Genomic DNA, 19,364 nt, shown 5'->3' with positions numbered 1-19,364 from the left:
TTACTCCTTATCGTATACAAGTTCTCGTAAATCCTCTACCGTTAACCAATCTTGATTTGTTTCACTGCTATACCTAAAACTATTTTGTAACTTCTGACCATTATTGCCATTTTCCTTCCCCCACCATGGAAATTCAGGTTGAATCACATAATAATTATCATATTCAAGTGTTCGTCTTGCATCGTCCTCAGTAATCATCACTTCATGAAGTTTTTCACCTGGTCGAATCCCTACAAAATTCAAATTACATTCAGGCGCAATTGCTTTTGCTAGATCCATGATAGACATACTAGGAATCTTCGGAACAAAAATCTCTCCGCCTTGCATTCTATGAAAGCTTTCTATGACAAACTGCACTCCTTGATCTAGCGTGATCCAGAATCGTGTCATCCTTTCATCTGTAATAGGAAGATTCCCAGCACTTTTCACTTTTTTAAAAAAAGGAACTACACTACCTCTGCTTCCCACCACATTCCCATATCTTACAACGGAAAAACGTGTCTTCTTATCCCCTGCATAGGAATTACCAGCGACGAACAATTTATCAGAAGCAAGTTTTGTCGCTCCGTACAAATTAACAGGAGCAGCCGCTTTATCTGTACTTAATGCAACAACTTTTTCTACCTTTTTATCTATTGCTGCCTCAATAATATTTTGAGCACCATTGATATTGGTTTTAACTGCCTCAAAGGGATTATATTCACATGCCTCCACATGTTTCATCGCAGCCGCATGTACGACACAATCTACTCCATCAAAGGCACGATATAGTCGATCTGTATCACGGACATCACCGATAAAAAAACGCAACCGATCATCATCAAATTCTTGCTTCATTTCATATTGTTTTAATTCATCACGGCTAAATACTATAACCTTTTTCACATTTGTTTCTAATATTCGTTTGGTGAACTTTTTTCCGAATGATCCTGTTCCACCGGTAATAAGTATCGTTTTATTTTCAAATTGCATTATTTGCTCACTTCTTTCTCTACGAACAATTCGTTGTTTCTTAATTCTTCAAAGTATTCGTTTACTTCATGCATTAAATGATTTAATTGAGATAAAAATGAACCAAATCGATTGTAAAACAGATCAATTTTTTTCATGTTATCTGTTTCTTGTTTGATTTCTTGAGATGAGGCTACCAAATTTTCCAGCTGTACTCTAAGCATAGGTGACAAAAAAGTTTGATTAAATCTATTTTTCTTAATTTTTTTAAATTTTTTATCAAATTTGGCAAGCTGTTTTTCCAATTTTCCATTATTACCTCGATAGTGGTGTTTTGATTGATAGATATGACGCATCATTTTCATTGTATCTGTTAGGTCTTGCATAAATATATTTTTATAATATGCTAGATTATTCATATGATCTAATATATGATTACGTTCATAATGCGGTTCTGCATGGTACCATTGATCAGATACTTCAAATTGGTTAGTAAAATGCGTATTGATTACTTTAGAGAGCGGTATAAATGAAGCACCTTCAATTGCTGCCCCATCTTTCGTTGTGTTGTATACATTTACGCTAGTAGTCTGCTTAATATATAATTCCAGTGTCTGTCGCATCCTATTATACCCATCTTCCGTCCATACGGTTTTACCACTCACACTCTTTACAGGTATTAATTTATCCTCACTAACCTGATCAGTTTGGTATTCTACCCCTGCTGCATATCGATACCTATCTTTAAAAGATAAGTTTTGTCCTACTAAATAAATGGTTTTCACCTTTAATTTAGATAACAATTGATAAGTAACTAACGCTATCGAAGGGGCGTCATTAACCATATCTATTTCCTTTTCATCTTGTAACAAATAAGGTGCAATGGTGTCTTGAGTAGTAATCATATGCAACAAGGGGCCTTGATAATCAAATAGGGTTTCATACCCTACGGTACTTCCAAAAATCAATGGGATAGTAGCTATGTTCCGATCTTTCACTTTCTGAATAACTTTATAATTGTGAGCCTGTGGATCATAGGTACATATGGCGTCTGGTAAAATATCATTTTCAATCAACGCATTAATCGCCGATCCTACCGAAAAGATATAAGCTAAACCATGCTTTTTTATATACTTTAAATTCTCAAACTCTTCATTCAGACTTGGACCTGCCGATACAATAATTGCTGGTTTTCCTTTAAAAACTGATTCATCTATATCCCTTAATATATTTGGTGTTTTTAATACTGTTGGAAAGTTTTTAATTGCGTTAATTGTCCAACGTTTTTGGAATGATAAATTAGTTACTAATCTACTTTTTGTATTTTTTAATTGATCTACTAAAAGCGCATATAATTTATCTAGTTCCACTTGATAATTCTTTTGGTAATACGGAAGTGCAAAGACTTCTATTTTATTTTGATGTGACTGTAAAAAATGTTGAATACTAGATTCCATTGTTTCCTTTACCACTATGGTGACATTATCTTTACCAAATAATTCTTCTAATGAAATATGCGATAATAACTTTTTCAACACTAACAAATCCGGTTCATAGATAGAAAAAGTGGCATGCGGAAATTTCTTTTTAAGTGCCGTATAATGATAACCCATTCCCAAACCAAATAATAAAATATGTGATTTACCTTCTATCAAGTCAAATTGGTTAACTAATTTATCTATCTCTATTAGTGGGTTATATTTACTATGTACATATTTGTAGGAGTCATTCTGTTTTATTTTTAAGGTTAACTGCTCAGACTTGGCCATCTCTATTTCTACAAATTCTTCATCAGTGGTAGTTTCATTCAGCAACTGTAATAACGGACGATTTTTGACACTTAAATAGTTTTTATTATCAATGAGCATGAGGTCGACATCCTTCAGTATCTATTGTATTTGAGATTAATTTTTTTAAATTCTGATAAATTGGAATCATTTCATATTGAATAATATCAGCTATTAAAGTTTCATCGTCAGCTTCTACAGCCTCTGCTAACTCTTTAATTCCGTCCTCCAATTTATGATATTGGTCAACATAACATTTCCAATTATTAGGACGCTCTTTTAAAGAATCGATAGTTACTAGTATATTTGAAAACCATGTAATTCCTTCTGTGAAATATTGAAACTGATTCCAATCTTCTGCTCCTGGCTTTTGATAAAAATTATTAGAAAGTTCTTGTACTAAATCCACTGCATTATCTAAATAATTCTCTGCTGTCAATAATGTATCATTGATAAACTGCTTCTTTGACTGTGTTATTACTTTTATATACTCAATGCTTTGCCAATGCTGTTCCAAATAAGCTTCAAAATCGTCATATACATCTTGAGCATTAATTGTTACCTGATTAATTATATCGTCATCTGCTAATGTTTGAATTTTTTCAACCATTTGAGTTGCTGTTGTTATTTCCTTTGTATCAATGTTCTTTTCATTTACAATTAGTTTCATCTTAAGTCCCCCAATTATAACTCTTACTATTATTTATCGGACTTTTTATTAAATATTAAAGTCTAATTTACAATAAATTTAACCAAAATAAAGAGACCCCAGCAAAGCTAGAGTCTCCGTCTCATCATTATTTATTATCCAAGTAACTGTAACACAGCTTGTGGCTGCTGGTTAGCTTGAGCTAACATAGACTGAGAGGCTTGAGAAAGAATATTCGATTTAGTCATCTCCATAATCTCTTTTGCCATATCTACGTCACGAATACGAGATTCTGCAGCAGATAAGTTTTCAGAAGAATTGTCTAGGTTAGCTATTGTATGCTCTAAACGATTTTGCATTGCACCTAAATAAGAACGACCAGCTGATACTTGTTCAATTTGCGCATTTACTGCCTCAATTGCACCACTTGCTCCTCCGCGATCAGAAATATCCAAAGCGGCTACATCAGATTGCACATTAGTAAGATTCACACCTGAGGTTGTAAAATCAATCGCGATAACATCTCCCTCATTGGCTCCAACTTGTAATGTTACTCCACTTCCTGCAGAACCATCCAATATGTTCTGTGTGTTGAACTGTGATTTATCTTTTATACGACCGATTTCTTCAGCCAATTGTTCAAATTCTTTGTTTAATTCATCGCGATCAACCTCAACATTGGTATCACTAGCTGATTGCACTGCTAATTCACGCATACGTTGCAAGATAGAGTGTGTTTCATCCAGTCCTCCTTCAGCCGTCTGAATCATAGAAATACCATCCTGCGCATTTCGACTCGCCTGATCCAACCCACGCACTTGCGCACGCATTTTCTCAGAAATCGCAAGCCCTGCCGCATCATCACCAGCACGGTTGATACGCAAACCTGAAGACAATTTCTCCATTGAAGACTGCATGTTGCCTTGGTTGATCCCTAGCTGACGGTGTGTGTTTAACGCAGGGATATTATTGTTGATAATCATAATAAATTTCCTCCTTGAGTAAGTTCAATTTCCACATCCTTGTGGTATGTACTAGTTGTAGTGAAAGCGGCCGCCGATCACTAAAACTAGCTCCTACTATTACTATCGGCTCACGCTTCTAGAATGTTTAGTCATTTTGTTGATTTTTTTTTAGGATATCGAAAATATTTTCGGAGAGATTAGCGGCGGTATTATTTTCCGCTTGAATCGCCTGATAGATTTCTTGGCGGTGCACCTCGACATCCTTTGGTGCGGAAATGCCTAGCTTGATTTGATCGCCATCGATGCCAATCACCTTGATCTCAATATCCTCGCCAATTTGGATCGCTTGATTCTTTTTTCTTGTTAACACTAGCATCTTAATCCACCTCTTTCTGAGAAGGTGTTTGAAAGATTGGTTCACGTGGTGTATATTGCTCGCTTTTGGTGATATATTGTTTGGCTAACTGATTGGAATGATTGATGATAATCGGTGCTTGTAAATTAGCCGTGCTCGTCGTTAATGGATCTTTGACCGTGACGATGGCCAAAGTGTGGACATCCTCTTCTTTTATAATGGCCAGCTGTTCTAGAATCGTGTCATCTAGTGTTAATTGATAATCTTCCACGAATAAAAAGGGATCGACGACAACGAAGGCCAACGTCTCTGTATTGGTAGATTGCAGTACTTGAAATAAACCAGCCTCTTCAAAGCGAAGCAGGACAAATTGCTTTTCTTGGGGAAATCCAGGAATCCCTTGAGGGAATGCGAGGATTTCCTCTTGCTTAATCGTTGTTTCACCAAAATATTTTGTCTGTATTTGCATGCTGTTCACCCTCTTATATTTCTAGTTCAAACTGATAGCCTTGGAATGTTAAATCAGCGATATCGATCTCTAGCCAATTTTGCTGTTCGAGATAGGTTTCGACACCACCTCGTTGATAATGAAACTGGGTAGGTGTTGCTGCTGCTTGAATGACAGGTGGACGGACCTCTGCCTCGATATGCACTTCAGCTGGTTCATAGTTAATCTCTACCCCATCGGCGGAAGGAATCCAATCGATAGCGAGTTGCTTTTGTTGCGAAAATCCGATCTGTTTAGCAAAATCTACTAGCGGGCTGCCGCCATGCTCAATCTTCATCAGCCGATCACCTTCCTGCTGTTTTTGTCTGCTTCCGGAGATCGCTGCTTGCATGGCATTATTGGCCCAATTTTGAATCGATTGTTTGACAGGCATGATACCGACATCAGCCAATGCCTTCGACTGATCAATCGTCAATCGTCCGGGTCTGGTGGTAATATGTACTTCCGGCTGCTGCTGTTCGATCGTCTGCTGAGCAGGTGCTTGCTCGATCGTGAGCTGTGCTGACTGAATGTTCAGACCTATTTGCGCAGCTTGTTGTTGGATACGAATTTGTGGGAGTTGCATCGCTATCCTCCTTTTTTTGAAAAAAGCCTTACCCGTAATTTAGGTAAGGCGGATATTGATTAGCGTAAGAAATCTAATAAAGTAGGCTGGATAATCCGGGATCCTCCACTTAAAGCTGCTCGGTGTACCGATTCTTGCGAGATCAAGTTCATAATCACTTCTTCGAAATCGGCGTCTTCATTTCGTGACTTCATGTCCTCTACTGTCACTAATTGCTGATTGATACGATTTTCAACTAAATCAATGCGGTTCTGCCGAGCACCAAGATCGGCGCGAGCATTCACGTTATTATTGATATGTGTATCGATGCGATCGATAAATTCGCTGATTTCCTCATCTTCGGTATCTGAGTCCCTTAACGTATTGGCAAATTCGGTGAGATCGGTGAATAACTGCTCGGTAAAGACGCTGTCTGGTTTGACATTGACGCGGAGCTTAGAACCGCTGGATACCTCAATGTTGACATCATCGGTATTAATCGGTGCAATCAGTTCTCCATCCTCATTCAATTGATACGGTGCTTCGCCATTATTACCTGTCGTGGCCTTACCGTTAAAAATATATTTATTATTCACTTTGGTATTGGCTAATTCGACAAGATGTTCTTTAATCTGTTCTACTTCCTCAGCCATATTACCACGCTGCCCCTCTTCATAAGTGCCATTGGAACCTTGTACGGCTAAGTCACGAAGACGTTCCAATCCCTTTTCCACCTTATCTAAAGCAGAATCCGAGTTATCCATCCAATTGTGTACTTCACCAATATTACGCTCAAATTGTTCCATTTGGGCTAATTGGGTGCGATAGTCCATTCCCTTCATTGCAACAACAGGATCATCGGAAGGACGGTTAATTTTCTTACCAGTTGACAGCTGATCCATATACTTGCCCATATTGCTGTAACTGTTACTGATATTACGAAGCATGTTACTCGTTAGCATATTTTGTGTGACACGCATTTACTTACCTCCCTACTAATCCCATATTATTAATAATTCGGTCGAGCATTTCATCCACTACTGTCATATTTCGAGCGGCCGCATTATAGGCATGCTGAAATTGAATTAAGTTGGTCATTTCTTCATCTAATGATACCGAGCTGATCGAATGTCTTGTTTCTTCAATTTGCTGACGAAGCACCTGGGAGTTATTTTGCATACGCTGCGATTCCTCTCCCATCACACCCATTTCTCCGATAACCCCTTCAAAGAAACTCTTCACCGAAGCTTTGTCATCTAACTGATTGGGATTGTCTGGGTCATAAGATAAATAATTTTCCGCCCGTTTGCTATAAACATCCGCTAAGGTGGTGGCATGTTCCCCATCACCGGCAGCACCTGACTCACTTGCCGCGATTAAATCAGGATCATTGTCGATTGCTTCGGATAGGGCAATCGTATCGGCCGTTGTTCCGGTAAAAAAGTCACTGCCTTGGATCGGATCACCATTGTCATCCGTAGCTAAGGTGTATCCTTGACGATGGACGGCATTAAATTCTGTGACAAAATTCTCTACCAGTCGGTCCAAGTTAGTCAGCATATCATTATAGCTTCCTTTTGCAGTTCCAGGATCTCCATCAAAGGCAAAATCACTGACATATCCAGCGCCGTCCATCAATGCCCGCAACTTCCCTTGCACATCAAAATGGTCGGCATAAATGTGCACCTCATCACCATGGTTTTCCACTAAATCAGCAAGCTGCTCTTCTTTACTTCTATTGTCATCCGGTGAGGCAAAAAAGATGGCTTGTACGTTATTATCCTCATTGAAGGAGGTAAACACATGATTAACAGCCTCATTACTACCTGGTATTACTCCTTCACTGCCATCGACCAGGGTAATTGGTTCCCCTTCACCATTTTCAATATTGTCTTGATCGGTTACCAGCGTAATCGTTGCAATCCCTTGTGCCATCGGACTAGGATCTCCAGAGCTCTTGCGATAATCTACCTTGATATCTACATACGATGATAATTCATCAACCAATCGATCCCGTTCATCGTATAAGTCATTCGGCAAATAGCCGTGTGGTTCAACATTATTAATCTGTGCGTTGAGTTGATTAATTTGATCCACTAAGGAATTCACCTTGGTATTATCAACGCCAATCTCGTTTTGAAAATTCGTACGGACTTGCTCCAGCGATGTGTGTACATACTGAAAAGACTCTGCAACCGCATTGGCACGTTCCTTGACCACTACACGGGCCCCCGCATCTTCTGGGTTGACAGATAAATCCTGCAGTGATTGCCAAAATTGCCCGATAATAGCCGATAATCCTTCATCGGTTGGTTCATTAAGAATAGCCTCCATTTTCGACATCATATCGGCCCTTGTATCATAAAAACCAACCTTGGCATTCTCTTGCCGATATTGTTTATCAATAAAACTATCCCGCACTCGTTCAATCGAACCTGCCTCTACACCACTACCCACCTGTCCAGGTATTTCTGCCCGATTTCTTCCCATGGATGGATAGGGGGCAGTTGGTTGCATGTTTACCCTTTGTCTCGTATAACCTTCTGTATTGGTATTGGCAATATTGTGCCCCGTCGTATACAGGGCAGACTGTTGAGTATGTAAAGCCCGTTTAGCTACTTGAAGCCCATTAAATGTTGATCCCATTATGTCAACTCCTTCTTACGCTTTCGAATCAAACACCGATCGTTTCGGACCCGATTGTGTCGTATTCCCGTAATTCATATTGGTGATAGACGGCTGCATCATATCCAATGATAACTGGATAAATTGAAGTGACTGCTGAATTAACTGCTTGTTTAAGTCTTCCTGACGTCGCAGTTCCATAAGCTGACTCGCCAAGGCCACCGTCACCTCTTCTAATTGAATCTTTTCTACTCCTTGCGCATGTTCTTCAATAATATCTGCTACCGTAACGGTCTTCGGATCCATATTTTCCGCTGCTGCCCAGGCTTGCACAGATGCTATCCGTCGTTCTTCTATTTGATTAATCGCCTGTACATGCTTCTGTTCCCTAATCAACAAATTTTGCAAGGATTGGGTATCTCCTGCCTTAACGATTTCCGTTTTTTGTTTCGAGATGCCAATAAGACTGTCGTGAAGCTCTATCAGTTTGTTTAGTTGTTTAATGATGGTTTGTACCGGCATTTAGTTTTGCCCCTTTGCTAACGATTTGCCTTTGACCATTGTCCCAGTGCCAGCCTTCGTTATACTTTCCAAAAATTCAAAATCTTCTTCGCTGTCTCTTGAGAATTAGTAACATACTGGCCGTTGTCAATTTGTTGTTTGATTTCATTGACATAAGCCTTTCGTGTAGAGGATTGCTGCAATTTCAATGCCTGATCTGAAATTTCCAGTTGATCCGGTTTCTGTTTTTTTATCTGCTCTGTTATTTTCTGGTTTGCTTGTGCTTGTTTATGATAAGGATTTACATTTGTCTGATTTGTTCCGTTAATTTTCAAAACCGTTCACCTCTTTCCTGTAATGACACGAATTTTCATCCTGATACACTGATCACCTTGATACTTCTCGTTGTCATATGACAGTAATGCTTTATTTATTATATCGGCGGCTAATCAGAAATGTTTAATCTGATTTTGATCAACTTTCTTCAATCTCTTGTAAAATAGGTTTTTTTCCTTTCCGCCTTTTCTAGTTCTTCTTTTAATCGCTTTCTATCGTCATGCTTTTGAATGTCTTCCTTTAATTCAGTCTGACAGCTAGTACAGATGGTGCCTGTCACGATCGGCTGCCCACAGCGTTCACACGGATAGTTTAGGTTAGGAAAATGGACAGGATTTAATCTTTTTTCTTGGACGAACTGAAGAATCACTTTTTCTTCAACACCTGTCCCCTCCGCTATCTCTGGTATGGTTGCTTGTCGGTTCGTTCGTTTTTTTAAAAATTGGTAGACTAATTGAAATTGTTTTTCTTCTTTCTGTATACAATCCGGACAAATGGTTTTGTTTGTTTTAATAAATATTTTATCACATTTGATACAATTGGCTAATTCCCCCATTGTATGTCCTCCCCGCTTTTTTGTTATGTCTATCCTATCTGGTTATCGAATCAAGGTAAAACTATATACTTGTTTGACGCCTGCTTTTTTTAATTCCGCTGCCGCGTGATGTAATGTCATACCGGTTGTATATATATCATCGACCAATAAGACGTCTGTTTCAACCATTTTTTTAAAGAAAAATGGATTTGCTGTTGCCATTCGTTCTGTTTTTGTCCGTTTTGATTGTTTCTCCGATCGTTGTTCATACCTAGATAAAGCGGGCACAATTGGTTTTTTGTTCTTGTTGGCGATCATCCTAGCAATTTCTTGCGATTGATTGAAGGCGCGTTCCTCGAATCTTGCTTGGGTCAACGGAACCGGGACAATCGTATAATCCGTTATTGGGAAAAGTGTAGGAAAACGTTTGTTGATATAAGGGGTGAATAATTGTTTCAGGATATAATCACCACGGTATTTCCATTTGGTCATCACCTCCTGCATAAATGAATTGTAAGTAAATAACGAGCGATTCATTTGTAATAATCCGGCATATGGTTCCGTCGTTTGCCAGTTTTCACAATCCGGACATCGCGTTTGCTGTTCGGTTTTTCTTCCGCACTGCCTGCAAATCGATTCTCCAATGATCTCCAGGCGTGCTTGACAAGCAGCACAAAGCGGTATTGATGAATCGGCTACAAAGAGAGTGCGCCATGATATGTCGGTGTGGATGAGTTGATGACAGAATAAACAATGGTCCATTATTTTCTTGCTTTCTTATTCATACTTTTTATTTGTCGGATCGCTTCTTTAATTGCTTCTGTTTTGCCTTGATGAATAAACCAGACATTGCCGGTTGGATCATCTGGACTTCTGCCGGCACGTCCGGCGATTTGGACTAGGGCTGCCTCGTCAAAGACGGAATGACCAGCATCTAACACAATCACATCAACAGATGGAAAGGTAACACCTCGTTCTAGAATGGTAGTAGTGACTAATCGCTGTAGTTTTTTTTGACGAAACTGATCAATTTTTTCTTTGCGGTTAGTGTCCTCTGCGTGTACAAAAGTAGCCTTATGATCGGAAGCGATAGCAATTGCCCATTCGATTGTTGGTACAAAAATCAATAGTTGGCGGGTTTGGTTATGTGCATGCAGCAATTGTTCTAGTGCGGCAGATGGCTTATGTTGTTTGTATTTCTTACGTAGGTTAAATTCTTGTTTTAATTGAGGAACCGGTAAAGGATGACCATGAAAACGCAATGGGACAAAGGTGACGGGCAGTTTCTTCTGACGGATAAGCCGGCGCTGCTTTGGACGAGGAGTTGCGGTCAAATAGATGTTGGTGGCATATTCCTTGCAGGCACGAGCTGCTAATTTGGGTAGTGTTGGGTCATGGTGGAAGGGAAAGGCATCGATTTCATCAATGATCATAACATCGAAGGCTTGCTGATAGCGAATCAGTTGATGGGTGGTACTAATCACCAATTGGCCGACGCCTGTTCGATCCTCTGTTCCTGCATAAAGTGCCTCCATTGCGGTCTCAGGAAAAGCCTGACAAAAACGGGGGAAAAGCTCTCTTACTACGTCTGCACGCGGAGTTGCCAAGCATATTCGCTTCTGGCTTGTGATCGCCTTTGTGATAGCAGGGAAGAGCATCTCCGTTTTGCCTGCGCCACAAACGGCCCAAACCAGTTGTTCTTTTTGCTGCGTTGCCACAGCCTGCGTAATCACGTCAGCCGCTTGCTGCTGCGCTGGGGTTAAGCTGCCTTGCCAATGACATGGTTCGTTTTGCCAAAGCCAGCTTGCCTGATTTCCTTGCCAAAGCCAGAGCGGTTCACAGGCTAACACTCGGCCTGATTCCACACATTGTCGGCAATACAAATGGGTGTGACCACATCTGCCGCAATCTATCTGGGCAAAAAGGTTCCGCTTTTGGTTACCGCATCGTTTGCATTGCATACCTGTTAAATTGTGTTCGATAGAGCGAATGGGAAGTAATTGTTCAGTGCGTTGAAGATACGCTATCGTAGGCTTTGACAGGGGGATTTCTGAGGATAATAATACTTTTCCATCTAATATACTAGCAACATTCATGGGCACTCCTCCTAGCTCAATGATACTCGCAAGCCGTGAACTTGCGAGTATATCAGGATTTATTTTTGATACCACGTCAGGCCAATGGCACCTTCACCTAGATGCGTGCCAATAACTGGACCGACATAGCTAATCGTAATAGTGGCATGTGGATATTGTTCCATTAATTGCTGTCGTAGGGCTTCCGCTTCATCTTTTCTATTGGCATGAATCACCGATGCCTCTATCACAGCACCTGTTCTCGCGTCTTCATCGAATAAGTCCAACATCCGTTTTACTGCCTTTTTCTTAGTGCGGATTTTTTCAAAGGGGACAATCTTGGTATTTTCAAAATGAAGGATGGGTTTGACCTGTAGCATACTACCGAGTATTGCCTGGGCACCATTCAGTCGTCCGCCGCGATGAAGATTATTTAAGTCATCCACCATAAAATAGGCACGCAAGGATTTTTTCATCTGCTCCAATCTTGCCACCATCGCCTGGATATCTTGTCCCTGTTTCGCAAGCCTGGCTGCCTCCAGCACATAAAAACCTTGTGCCAAGCAACTGATTTCCGAGTCAAACGTCACGACTTCTATATCTTCCATCGCCGCTCCGGCGCTAACTGCTGATTGATAGGTTCCACTTATACCACTCGAAAGGGTAATAAATATTGCTTGATCATATTCCGCAGCCAATTGTGTGAGCTTATCCGTCATTTCACCAATGGCAGGTTGGGATGTCTTGGGCAGTTGTTCACTTTCCCTTACTTTTTGATAAAAATCTTCTGTCGATATGTCGATTTCTTCACGAAACGATTCCGAATCAAATACCACACTTAATGGAATCATATGGATGTCTAATTCCTGTCTTGTTGATTCGGGTATGTACGATGTACTGTCCGTAATAACAGCCACTCTCATAAGCTACCTACCTCTCCTTTATGAACTTGTCAGACTCTCTCTCTTTATTTTACCTAATATTCTCTCCGTTGCCTAGTCTTTCGTGCATGGTTTATTTCCATGTTGCGTGAATGGCATAGAATTTTTGGGGAATGTGGGCGATGATGTAAACATTTGAGAGATGGTGTTTACTGAGGAGGCGGCGTTTTTTCGAGATTCGCTCTTATTTTGGCCGTCATTCCCGAGATGACAACTACACACCACGAAAAAAATAGCCCTCCATAAAGCGAAGAGCTATTTTCTACATATATTCTAGAAATATTCAGGAAGCTGATTATATCTATCACAACGACGAGCGTAATCTGGTCAGGTACTGGTGGTCCGAGTCTTTTCTTATATTATCGGGACCACGTGGTGCACTGATCTGCTTTTGGTACATTCATCTTATAGAATTTCTACCCAGCCTTGTTTAATCGCGATGACAACGGCCTGGGTCCGGTCTTTCACCTTCATTTTCTGTAAAATACTACTCACATGGTTCTTTACCGTCTTCTCACTGATGTATAAAGATTCAGAGATTCCTTTATTACTCTTTCCTTCTGCCAATAACTGCAAGACTTGGCATTCACGTCTAGTCAGTAAGTGTAATGGCTTACGGTGCTCGATTTCTTTAAGTTTGTTTACTGAATCATCATTTTCGTATAATGAATCTTCTTCTGAAACAAGTCTGCGGTATTCCTTTACCAAATTATGAGTGACTTTCGGATGTAAGTATGATCCACCTTCTGAAACAACGGTGATGGCGTCAATAAGTGCATCAGAATCCATTTCTTTTAACAAATATCCCTGAGCCCCTGACTTTAATGCATGCGTCACATAATTCTCATCATCGTGAATAGACAGAATGATTACCTTTACGCCAGGATAACGCTCCAACAATTCTGCCGTTGCCTCTACACCATTAACGCCTGGCATATTAATATCCATTAAGACAATATCCGGCTTATATTTTTTTACTAACTCCACAGCCATATGGCCATCATCACCCTCAGCCAAGATCGTAAAGTCATTTTCGAGTTCTAAAATACGTTTTACGCCTTCTCTAAATAATTTGTGGTCATCAATCAAAACAATATTTGTTGTCATGTGTACAGCCTCCTCTTTTCATATTTAATTTTCGCGTTTATTCTCTGTATTTCACTGTGATTTGTTCTTATATTATACACGAAATATTAAATATCTGTATCAATATTTTGTTTAATCGGGATTTTTATCATGATTTTTGTCCCTTTTGCGATTTGACTCTTGATTCTAATCTCGCCTTCAAGCATTTCTACCCGTTCTTGCATACCTATTAAACCAAAAGATTTTTCTTTTTTTTGATTTTGATCAAAACCTTCCCCATCGTCCTCTACTAATACAATCACCTTTTCTGCAGAAACCTCTAAAAGCACCTTGATTTGATCCGCTTCTGCATGTTTGATAGCATTTTGAATCGATTCTTGTATTAAGCGAAATAGAGCTACCTCATATTGACTATCCAATCTGTCCGAAGAGCCATTATATGAAAAATGGATGTTTGCGTGCTGATCATGCAAGGTAGATATATATTTCTTGATCGTTGGGATTAAGCCAAGGTCATCTAATGCCATTGGCCTAAGATCATAAATAATCCTCCTTACTTCGTGTAAAGAATCCTTGATTAAGGAACGGACATTACGCATTTCAGAAACGGCACTTTCCACGTCTCCTTTTTTATATGTACGACCAACGATTTCCGATCGCAGCATAATATTAGCAAGCATTTGGGCCGGCCCATCATGAATTTCTCGAGAAATCCTTCTTCTCTCTTCTTCTTGTGCTTCAATAATTTTCAAACCAAATTGTTGTTTGGCATGGGCGTCTTGAATGATATCGGACACATGCTTAAAGTCATCATTCAAATAATTCAACACGATGGAGATTTTTCCTGCTAGACCATCGGCACGTTCCACCATGTGCTCCATAGATTTGAGGCGTAATTCAATTTCATCTCTTCTCTTTCGCAAGATTTGTTCCTTATCACGATTGACTTGTAAGGCGGTTTGGTATTTGTGGGCCCTATCATATGCTTCTTTAATCGTATCCTCTGAATAGTCACGAAAATTCTTGCTCACTTCTGCCAGATGTTGTCTGGATAAGGCAGACTGTTTATCCAGTTGTTCATTCTCTCGGATTTTTTCGAGCACGGAATGTTTCAAACTTGCCAGCTCTTCCGTTAATAATTCATATTCTTTTCTAGACTCTTCCGCAATACCAAAAACTTCATCCTTACTGTTTTCTACTGTATTCACCATCTCATCTATTATATAGTCTAGTTTACGGTCATTATTTACCATAAGAAAACCTCTCTATCTAATGTCATTCATACAATACGAAATGTTTAGTTCCTTTTTAGGGGTGCGTTACAATATTCTTTACTTCCTATTAGGTACATTGTACACTGACTGTCTATAAATTAAAAATTCATTCAATAATAGTTTACACATATTTCTCAAAAATAAAAGGAGGAAGTGCCGATGCTAGCAAATTATTTTACGGTGAAGACACAAGGTTCAGAGGAACAAGTTATCCAAAAATCCAGATTCATTGGATATGTCAAGCGAGTGACATCTGAAGAGGAAGCACAACAGTTTATCCAAGAGATTAAAAAGAAGCATGCCGATGCCACTCATAATTGTTCGGCATATATGATTGGGGAACATGATCAGATTCAAAAGGCAAATGATGATGGAGAACCAAGCGGAACAGCAGGAGTACCCATCTTGGAAGTCCTTAAAAAGCGCCAGTTAAAGGATACAGTCGTGGTGGTAACCAGGTATTTTGGCGGTATTAAACTTGGTGCCGGAGGTTTAATACGCGCATATGCCAGTACAACTACGTTAGCGATCAACCAAACTGGAATCGTTGAAAGAAAACAAATGTCCGGCTTTGCAGTAACTGTAGATTACACATTGCTTGGCAAAATCGAAAATGAATTACGTCAAGCCCATTATTTGTTAGGTGATATTGACTATACCGATCAAGTAACCTTTCATGTCCGTGTGCAAGCTGGAGAGGAAGATAGCTTCCAAGACTGGATCATGAACCAGACAAGTGGAAAACAGGAGATACAAGAAGAAGGAGCTACATATGTCGAAATAGACGTTCCGACCTCCTGATTTTATTCCCCGGGAAATAACGTGAAGCCTCATTTCGGAAGAGGAAAATTAATCAAATGTAAACCCACAGCCCACGCTTTGTTCAAAATAAACATGCTATACAGAATGGAAAAACGTCTCGTTCTTTCATCTGGATAGCATGTTTAATGAATTAATGCTTTTCAGTTGTAAACGTACTCGTCGCTTTAATCTCTTGCGTTAATTGATGAAGAAAATCTTTGGGGTTATCGATTAATTGCTCTTCGGTTTGATCTAACATCCTTTGCAAAATGGAACGGTACACCTCTTGTTCTGTCAAATTCCTCATCTCCTTAGCTGTTCTATGAATATATTATGTCCGTCGCGTCCTTTTCGTAACTACTCTAGTTATACCACTTCATTTTCTATTAAAACATGATAATTTTTTCACATTTACGCACAAAGAAAACTATACACTATTTTAATAGAGGATGCAAAAAGATATGTTCATACGCTTATAGCAAGCGAATTTCCTGGCTCCTTTGGTGCTGCACAACCATTCCAGGCAGCCTCTACACCAGTATAAGCTTCTATTTTTTAGCGACAAAATAGTAATACGATAGAAAGCAGTTGGATTTTGTCCGTCATTTCTGTTCCTTATTTTGAAATTAGTTCCCGATTGAACAAATTGTCTTCCATTTCTCAAGGGAATTCGAAAGTAAAATATTGTACTTTTTCCCTAGTCGAGATTGAAAAAAACGCTAGTCATTGATAAAATAAGGATAAGTTTGTGCATGATTAGACTAAATGAGGTGTACATATGAAAAAGTTGGCATTTTTGTTGATGTTAGTTGGCGTTGTTTTGTTAAGCGTTGGTGGCTATCAGTATTTCAAGATACAAGCAGCCGAAAAGCAAGCGATGACAGAAGCTCAGTCTCTGATCGAACGCTCCTCCAAACAGGATGAAGCCGAACGAACCACACCAGAGGAATTTGAACCTGATATGAATGAAACAGTAGGTATATTGGAAATCCCAACATTAGAGGCAGAACTACCTATTGTTGAGGGCACCGACCCAGATGATTTAGACAAAGGAGTGGGGCACTATCTCGGCTCTGCATATCCTGAACAAAATGATCAAATCGTCTTATCTGGACATCGGGATACCGTTTTTCGCAGTTTGGGGGACGTAGAGGTTGGCGATACCTTTATCGTTCATTTAGAATACGGATCCTTTGAATATGAGATGGTCGACTCCAAAATCGTTGACGCGGAGGATACTTCCATCATTAAATCTACTGCCCCAGATGAAGAACTTGTAATCACTACCTGCTATCCTTTTTCCTTTGTTGGGAATGCACCGGACCGATACATTATTTATGCAAAACCAATTTAGTGGTAAAAAGCGTATTGATCAAATGAAGCAATACGCTTTTTCTTTTGAATAGACAGATGAGGGGGAAAACATATGAAAAAAATAGCATGGCTTATCATCCTCGGTTTGGTAGCGTTAGTTGGTTGTTCCAATGACGATATCGCCAAGCCGGAAGACAAGTTGCAAGAATATGTAGATCTTTGGAATCAACAAGATTTTACGGAAATGTATACGATGGTTCCAGAAGATGTCGAGGGAGAAGCATTCAATCGTTATGAAAAGATTTATCAGGATGTGGAGGTAGAAAATCTAGACGTTTCCTTTGAGGCAGAAGTCGATGAGGAAGAACGCGATTTAGAGGAAATCGAATCGCAGGTTTTCCCTATACAAGTCAGCATGGATACATTTGCCGGTCCGATTTCTTTTGAAACAGATGTGGAGATGGTCAAAACGACCGAAACGATTGACGGTGAGGAACAAATCGATTGGGTCGTCAACTGGAACCCGGGTTTGATTTTTCCAGAGCTGGCAGATGGTGGTGAGATCGGCATCGATAACATAGAGGCTACTCGGGGTGAAATTTTCGACCGAAATCAAGAAGGGCTAGCTATCAATGATGAGGTCTATGAATTAGGGGTACAGCCTGGCCTTTTCAGTGATGAAGCAGCAGAAAAAGAGACCATCGCTGAGGCGCTGGATATTTCAGTGGACGAGATCGATCAGGCCTTGAGTGCTGATTGGGTTACTTCCGATACGTTCGTTCCATTGAAGGTATTCCCGTCGCTTGGGGAGAATTTGGAGGAAGCTATACAATCTGTCGAGGCCCTCACCTACCAATCAACAACTGGCCGGGTTTATCCTTTAGGTGAAGCAGCCGCCCACTTAACCGGGTATATCGCACCGGTAACAGCTGAAAAATTGGAGGAACTTGATTCTAGTATATATTCGCAAAATGATTTAGTCGGCTATCGAGGTTTAGAAGAATTATTTGAAGAAGAACTGCACGGACAAAATGGCGTGCAAATCGTAGTGAACAAAGAGGGCGAAGATCCGATTGTGCTGGCGGAGCAAGAAGTGCAAGACGGTGAGGATGTTCAACTTACCATCGACGCTAGCCGCCAACAGCAAATCTTTGAGTCGTTAGGCGATGATGCTGGAACTGCAGCGGCAATTGATCCTACTACCGGAGAAACACTCGCATTAGTTAGCAGTCCCGCCTTTGATCCGCATGCTTTTCTATATGGATTAAGCAATGAACAATGGGAAGAATGGCAAAATGATGAGCAAAACCCTTTATTGAACCGTTTTGCTGCTACATTCGCCCCAGGGTCTGCCTTTAAACCTGTTACTAGTGCGATCGGTTTACAGAATGGCAGTCTGGACCCAAATGAAGGAATCACCATCAATGGACTTACTTGGCAAAAAGAAAACTGGGGTGATTACTCCGTACGTCGTGTTTCTGAATCAAACGGTCCTGTTGATTTAAGGGACGCACTGGTCCGTTCAGACAATATCTATTTTGCTATCCAGGCGATTGACATGGGGGCAGAAACCTTTGTAGAAGGATTGCAACAGTTTGGTATTGGAGAAGATCTGCCTTACACCTATCCGATCACCTCTAGCACCATCTCTGCAGATGGAAGCTTGGATAATGAAGTATTGCTCGCAGATACAAGCTATGGTCAAGGTCAAATTGAAATGAGTGCCTTGCACTTGGCCACTAGTTATTCGATCTTTAAAAATAACGGGAACATGATTCAACCGACCTTGTTATCCGATGAGGAGCAAGGGGTAAATTGGAAAGAGAATCTTCTATCAGAAGACAATGTCGCACTTATGAATGATGCCCTGCGTGGTGTTGTCACTGAAGGAACAGGGAGTCCAGCAAATATAGAAGAAAAAACAATATTAGGCAAAACGGGAACGGCTGAATTGAAGCAATCATTGGATGAAGAAGGCGCAGCAGAGAATGGCTGGTTTGTCGGTTATCCTGAAGATGAAAACCTGATCGTTGCAATGATGGTAGAACATATCGAAAATCAAAATGGCGGCAGTGGTTACGTCGCCGAAAAGGTCGGTCGGGTATTAAGTGAATAAA

General features: G+C 40.1%; 21 protein-coding genes. 3 read left to right on the top strand and 18 right to left on the bottom strand.

The genetic code is table 11. The features are described from left to right. The 17 genes from pseB to E0E32_RS09890 all read right to left on the bottom strand — a co-directional run bounded on the left by pseB (position 1) and on the right by E0E32_RS09890 (position 15,111). A complete protein-coding gene (gene pseB, locus E0E32_RS09970; protein WP_130859697.1) occupies positions 1-972 on the bottom strand; it encodes a UDP-N-acetylglucosamine 4,6-dehydratase (inverting) in 972 nt (323 codons plus the stop codon). Continuing rightward, entirely contained in the window at positions 972-2,819 is a 1,848-nt protein-coding gene (locus E0E32_RS09965; protein WP_130859696.1) for a motility associated factor glycosyltransferase family protein, read from the bottom strand. The genes pseB and E0E32_RS09965 overlap by 1 nt, the downstream gene beginning before the upstream one ends. After that, entirely contained in the window at positions 2,809-3,408 is a 600-nt protein-coding gene (locus E0E32_RS09960; RefSeq protein WP_066192283.1) for a DUF8042 domain-containing protein, read from the bottom strand. The genes E0E32_RS09965 and E0E32_RS09960 overlap by 11 nt, the downstream gene beginning before the upstream one ends. A 134-nt stretch (positions 3,409-3,542) precedes the next feature. Continuing rightward, positions 3,543-4,370 (bottom strand): flagellin N-terminal helical domain-containing protein, encoded by an 828-nt coding sequence (locus E0E32_RS09955; protein WP_130859695.1) that lies wholly within the window; start codon positions 4,368-4,370, stop codon positions 3,543-3,545. A 127-nt stretch (positions 4,371-4,497) separates the two neighbouring features. Then, positions 4,498-4,728: a carbon storage regulator CsrA gene (gene csrA / locus E0E32_RS09950; RefSeq protein WP_066192275.1), complete on the bottom strand. Its 231-nt coding sequence runs from the start codon at positions 4,726-4,728 to the stop codon at positions 4,498-4,500. Between the two features lies 1 nt (position 4,729). Then, positions 4,730-5,176 (bottom strand): flagellar assembly protein FliW, encoded by a 447-nt coding sequence (gene fliW, locus E0E32_RS09945; protein ID WP_130859694.1) that lies wholly within the window; start codon positions 5,174-5,176, stop codon positions 4,730-4,732. Positions 5,177-5,189: 13 nt separating this feature from the next. Next, positions 5,190-5,780 carry a DUF6470 family protein gene (locus E0E32_RS09940; protein WP_130859693.1) on the bottom strand — a complete coding sequence of 197 codons (591 nt, stop codon included), beginning with the start codon at positions 5,778-5,780 and terminating at the stop codon, positions 5,190-5,192. Positions 5,781-5,839: 59 nt separating this feature from the next. Beyond that, positions 5,840-6,739, bottom strand: coding sequence for a flagellar hook-associated protein FlgL (gene flgL / locus E0E32_RS09935; RefSeq protein WP_130859692.1), 900 nt, complete (start codon positions 6,737-6,739; stop codon positions 5,840-5,842). 4 nt (positions 6,740-6,743) lie between these two features. Further along, the gene (flgK, locus tag E0E32_RS09930; protein ID WP_130859691.1) at positions 6,744-8,405 is read right to left on the bottom strand and encodes a flagellar hook-associated protein FlgK; all 1,662 of its coding nucleotides are present in this window, start codon (positions 8,403-8,405) and stop codon (positions 6,744-6,746) included. Between the two features lie 15 nt (positions 8,406-8,420). Beyond that, positions 8,421-8,906: a flagellar protein FlgN gene (locus E0E32_RS09925; protein ID WP_066192263.1), complete on the bottom strand. Its 486-nt coding sequence runs from the start codon at positions 8,904-8,906 to the stop codon at positions 8,421-8,423. A 59-nt stretch (positions 8,907-8,965) separates the two neighbouring features. Further along, complete coding sequence (gene flgM, locus E0E32_RS09920) at positions 8,966-9,220, bottom strand: flagellar biosynthesis anti-sigma factor FlgM (RefSeq protein ID WP_066192261.1); 255 nt, start codon at positions 9,218-9,220, stop codon at positions 8,966-8,968. A gap of 149 nt (positions 9,221-9,369) precedes the next feature. Next, positions 9,370-9,777 carry a TIGR03826 family flagellar region protein gene (locus tag E0E32_RS09915; protein WP_066192259.1) on the bottom strand — a complete coding sequence of 136 codons (408 nt, stop codon included), beginning with the start codon at positions 9,775-9,777 and terminating at the stop codon, positions 9,370-9,372. Between the two features lie 42 nt (positions 9,778-9,819). Then, positions 9,820-10,518, bottom strand: coding sequence for a ComFC family protein (locus E0E32_RS09910; protein WP_130859690.1), 699 nt, complete (start codon positions 10,516-10,518; stop codon positions 9,820-9,822). After that, positions 10,518-11,852, bottom strand: a complete 1,335-nt coding sequence (locus E0E32_RS09905; protein ID WP_130859689.1) for an ATP-dependent helicase ComFA — start codon at positions 11,850-11,852, stop codon at positions 10,518-10,520. Before E0E32_RS09905 ends, E0E32_RS09910 begins: the two co-directional genes overlap by 1 nt. Positions 11,853-11,911: 59 nt before the next feature. Continuing rightward, on the bottom strand, positions 11,912-12,754 hold the full coding sequence (locus tag E0E32_RS09900; protein ID WP_066192253.1) for a DegV family protein: 843 nt from the start codon (positions 12,752-12,754) through the stop codon (positions 11,912-11,914). Between the two features lie 423 nt (positions 12,755-13,177). Continuing rightward, positions 13,178-13,879 (bottom strand): response regulator transcription factor, encoded by a 702-nt coding sequence (locus tag E0E32_RS09895; protein ID WP_066192249.1) that lies wholly within the window; start codon positions 13,877-13,879, stop codon positions 13,178-13,180. A gap of 86 nt (positions 13,880-13,965) precedes the next feature. Further along, on the bottom strand, positions 13,966-15,111 hold the full coding sequence (locus tag E0E32_RS09890) for a sensor histidine kinase (RefSeq protein WP_066192247.1): 1,146 nt from the start codon (positions 15,109-15,111) through the stop codon (positions 13,966-13,968). A 180-nt stretch (positions 15,112-15,291) separates the two neighbouring features. Here E0E32_RS09890 and E0E32_RS09885 point away from each other — a divergent pair, with 180 nt between their 5' ends. After that, positions 15,292-15,933, top strand: a complete 642-nt coding sequence (locus E0E32_RS09885) for a YigZ family protein (RefSeq protein ID WP_066192245.1) — start codon at positions 15,292-15,294, stop codon at positions 15,931-15,933. A 151-nt stretch (positions 15,934-16,084) separates the two neighbouring features. On the opposite strand, the gene E0E32_RS22190 is transcribed toward E0E32_RS09885, so the two are convergent. Further along, the gene (locus tag E0E32_RS22190) at positions 16,085-16,231 is read right to left on the bottom strand and encodes a hypothetical protein (protein ID WP_161485708.1); all 147 of its coding nucleotides are present in this window, start codon (positions 16,229-16,231) and stop codon (positions 16,085-16,087) included. A 480-nt stretch (positions 16,232-16,711) separates the two neighbouring features. Here E0E32_RS22190 and E0E32_RS09880 point away from each other — a divergent pair, with 480 nt between their 5' ends. Both E0E32_RS09880 and E0E32_RS09875 read left to right on the top strand, forming a co-directional pair. Continuing rightward, complete coding sequence (locus tag E0E32_RS09880) at positions 16,712-17,287, top strand: class D sortase, LPxTATN-specific (protein ID WP_066192241.1); 576 nt, start codon at positions 16,712-16,714, stop codon at positions 17,285-17,287. A gap of 72 nt (positions 17,288-17,359) precedes the next feature. Further along, positions 17,360-19,363 (top strand): penicillin-binding transpeptidase domain-containing protein, encoded by a 2,004-nt coding sequence (locus E0E32_RS09875; protein ID WP_130859688.1) that lies wholly within the window; start codon positions 17,360-17,362, stop codon positions 19,361-19,363. The last annotated feature ends 1 nt before the right edge of the window (position 19,364 follow it).

Source organism: Gracilibacillus phocaeensis, assembly GCF_900626275.1.
GTDB classification, from domain to species: Bacteria; Bacillota; Bacilli; order Bacillales; family Amphibacillaceae; genus Gracilibacillus; species Gracilibacillus timonensis.
The sequence above is the reverse complement of the archived record's forward strand: the minus strand, read 5'-3'. Positions and strand labels throughout refer to the sequence as shown.

What these genes read in the sequence shown, in the direction of transcription:
- pseB (WP_130859697.1), bottom strand. Translation starts at nt 972, where the DNA reads ATGCAATTTGAAAATAAAACGATACTTATTACCGGTGGAACAGGATCA.
- E0E32_RS09965 (WP_130859696.1), bottom strand. Translation starts at nt 2,819, where the DNA reads ATGCTCATTGATAATAAAAACTATTTAAGTGTCAAAAATCGTCCGTTA.
- E0E32_RS09960 (WP_066192283.1), bottom strand. Translation starts at nt 3,408, where the DNA reads ATGAAACTAATTGTAAATGAAAAGAACATTGATACAAAGGAAATAACA.
- E0E32_RS09955 (WP_130859695.1), bottom strand. Translation starts at nt 4,370, where the DNA reads ATGATTATCAACAATAATATCCCTGCGTTAAACACACACCGTCAGCTA.
- csrA (WP_066192275.1), bottom strand. Translation starts at nt 4,728, where the DNA reads ATGCTAGTGTTAACAAGAAAAAAGAATCAAGCGATCCAAATTGGCGAG.
- fliW (WP_130859694.1), bottom strand. Translation starts at nt 5,176, where the DNA reads ATGCAAATACAGACAAAATATTTTGGTGAAACAACGATTAAGCAAGAG.
- E0E32_RS09940 (WP_130859693.1), bottom strand. Translation starts at nt 5,780, where the DNA reads ATGCAACTCCCACAAATTCGTATCCAACAACAAGCTGCGCAAATAGGT.
- flgL (WP_130859692.1), bottom strand. Translation starts at nt 6,739, where the DNA reads ATGCGTGTCACACAAAATATGCTAACGAGTAACATGCTTCGTAATATC.
- flgK (WP_130859691.1), bottom strand. Translation starts at nt 8,405, where the DNA reads ATGGGATCAACATTTAATGGGCTTCAAGTAGCTAAACGGGCTTTACAT.
- E0E32_RS09925 (WP_066192263.1), bottom strand. Translation starts at nt 8,906, where the DNA reads ATGCCGGTACAAACCATCATTAAACAACTAAACAAACTGATAGAGCTT.
- E0E32_RS09915 (WP_066192259.1), bottom strand. Translation starts at nt 9,777, where the DNA reads ATGGGGGAATTAGCCAATTGTATCAAATGTGATAAAATATTTATTAAA.
- E0E32_RS09910 (WP_130859690.1), bottom strand. Translation starts at nt 10,518, where the DNA reads ATGGACCATTGTTTATTCTGTCATCAACTCATCCACACCGACATATCA.
- E0E32_RS09905 (WP_130859689.1), bottom strand. Translation starts at nt 11,852, where the DNA reads ATGAATGTTGCTAGTATATTAGATGGAAAAGTATTATTATCCTCAGAA.
- E0E32_RS09900 (WP_066192253.1), bottom strand. Translation starts at nt 12,754, where the DNA reads ATGAGAGTGGCTGTTATTACGGACAGTACATCGTACATACCCGAATCA.
- E0E32_RS09895 (WP_066192249.1), bottom strand. Translation starts at nt 13,879, where the DNA reads ATGACAACAAATATTGTTTTGATTGATGACCACAAATTATTTAGAGAA.
- E0E32_RS09890 (WP_066192247.1), bottom strand. Translation starts at nt 15,111, where the DNA reads ATGGTAAATAATGACCGTAAACTAGACTATATAATAGATGAGATGGTG.
- E0E32_RS09885 (WP_066192245.1), top strand. Translation starts at nt 15,292, where the DNA reads ATGCTAGCAAATTATTTTACGGTGAAGACACAAGGTTCAGAGGAACAA.
- E0E32_RS09880 (WP_066192241.1), top strand. Translation starts at nt 16,712, where the DNA reads ATGAAAAAGTTGGCATTTTTGTTGATGTTAGTTGGCGTTGTTTTGTTA.
- E0E32_RS09875 (WP_130859688.1), top strand. Translation starts at nt 17,360, where the DNA reads ATGAAAAAAATAGCATGGCTTATCATCCTCGGTTTGGTAGCGTTAGTT.